Source organism: aff. Roholtiella sp. LEGE 12411, from assembly GCF_015206995.1.
In the GTDB taxonomy this organism is placed as follows: Bacteria; Cyanobacteriota; Cyanobacteriia; order Cyanobacteriales; family Nostocaceae; genus Komarekiella.
The window spans coordinates 1-1,549 of record NZ_JADEXR010000308.1 but is presented as its reverse complement, the minus strand read 5'-3'; the positions used below and the strand labels follow the sequence as shown (position 1 = coordinate 1,549).

Here is a 1,549-nt window from a genome sequence, read left to right as displayed (position 1 = left end):
TAAATGAGAAGGGACTTCTCGCTTCCTAGCAACGGCATTTACTGCCAAGATTGGTGTGCGAACAGTCAATCTTTAACTCTCAACGAAGGAGAAGCCCCATGAATGAGAATACCGCAAAAGCCCCCGCCATCTCAACGCCTCCAGCTGGCATCGTACGAGTGGGCGTTGATCTAGCCAAACGCAGCATCCAAGTGCACGCTGTGGATGCCAGTGGCAAAGTTCTCATCAACCGCGCCCTATCGCGAGAGCGCTTCTTGCCCTGGTGTGCCCAATTGCCGCCAGGCTGCGCAGTGGCCATGGAAGCGTGCACCGGCGCACATCACTGGGCACGCGAGCTTGTCAGCCGAGGGCTTCACCCCAAAATCATCCCCGCAGCCCTTGTGAGCCCCTACCGCATCCAAGGCGCAAGCGGCAAGAACGATGCCAACGATGCTGCTGCCATCTGCGAGGCCGCCAGCCGTCCCCAGATGCGCTTTGTGTTGCCTAAAAGTGCGCAGCAACAAAGCATGCTGTGCATCCATCGCCTGCGCGAAGGCATCAAGTCTGATCGCACCGCTTGCATCAACCGTATCCGAGGTCTGCTGTCTGAGTTTGGGCTGGTCTTTGCACAAGGCAGCAAGGCTTTGCGCCAAGACATCATGCTAACGCTAGAAGATGCCAGCAACGCGCTGCCCGGCTTGGCGCGGCTAGGCATCGCTCAGGCCTGCGAGCATTGGAGGCATCTGGATGAGCAAATGGCTTGGTGCGATCAGCGCATCGCCGCTCATGCCCAAGAAGACCCGCAGGTCAACGCGGCCATGCAGATCATCGGCATCGGCCCGATCACCGCCTCGGCGGCCGTGGCCACGGTGGGCGATTTCAAGCAGTTCAACAGCGGCGCTCAGTTTGGCGCTTGGCTGGGGCTGGTGCCGCGCCAGCACTCCAGCGGCGGCAAAGCCAGTCTGGGGCGCATCACCAAACGGGGCGACACTTACCTGCGCATGCTGCTCATTCAAGCGGCCAAGTCAGCGGTGCTGACAGCGCATAAGCGTCAAGATACGCTATCCCAATGGATGCTCAAGCTGCGTGAGAGTCGGGGCTGGCAACGCGCTGCGGTGGCGCTGGCTAACAAGAACGCCCGCATCCTGTGGGCGATCCTGTCTAAGGCTGGCCGCTATGACCCCATGCACGTCAGCATCAAGCCAACTGCGCCTGCGCAATAGCAATTAAGCCAACTGGGCACTTCGTATCATCTCACCCACCCATCATTTCATGGATCATTTCTTGCAATGCGCGCGCATCAAAGATGTAGATGACAGGTCAGACCGGTGGTAGGCAAGCTCGATCCCCCTTGTGCAGCGATGAGTTTGGCAACAAGCAAAGAGACTGCGAGAAATAAATGGAGCCCTGCCAAGCGGTTCACATCTGGGTCCGCAGCTATCGCAAGCTGCAACAAGGCCGTCTGTAAAAGTGCAGTCTGTTCTTTGTCACCTCAGAGTTGGTCAGCACGCTAGAGAGAAATACCGTCACCAAAAGGAAACACGCCAAGATGCCCGGCTAAGTATCAACA

General features: G+C 58.0%; 1 protein-coding gene. It reads left to right on the top strand.

Annotated elements, in window-relative coordinates; all coding sequences use genetic code 11:
* The first annotated feature begins 98 nt into the window (after nt 1-98).
* Nucleotides 99-1,202: an IS110 family transposase gene (locus IQ246_RS29590; protein WP_194006838.1), complete on the top strand. Its 1,104-nt coding sequence runs from the start codon at nt 99-101 to the stop codon at nt 1,200-1,202.
* The last annotated feature ends 347 nt before the right edge of the window (nt 1,203-1,549 follow it).

Excerpts from the sequence above, each read along its gene's own strand:
- IQ246_RS29590 (WP_194006838.1), top strand. The coding sequence starts at position 99 with ATGAATGAGAATACCGCAAAAGCCCCCGCCATCTCAACGCCTCCAGCT.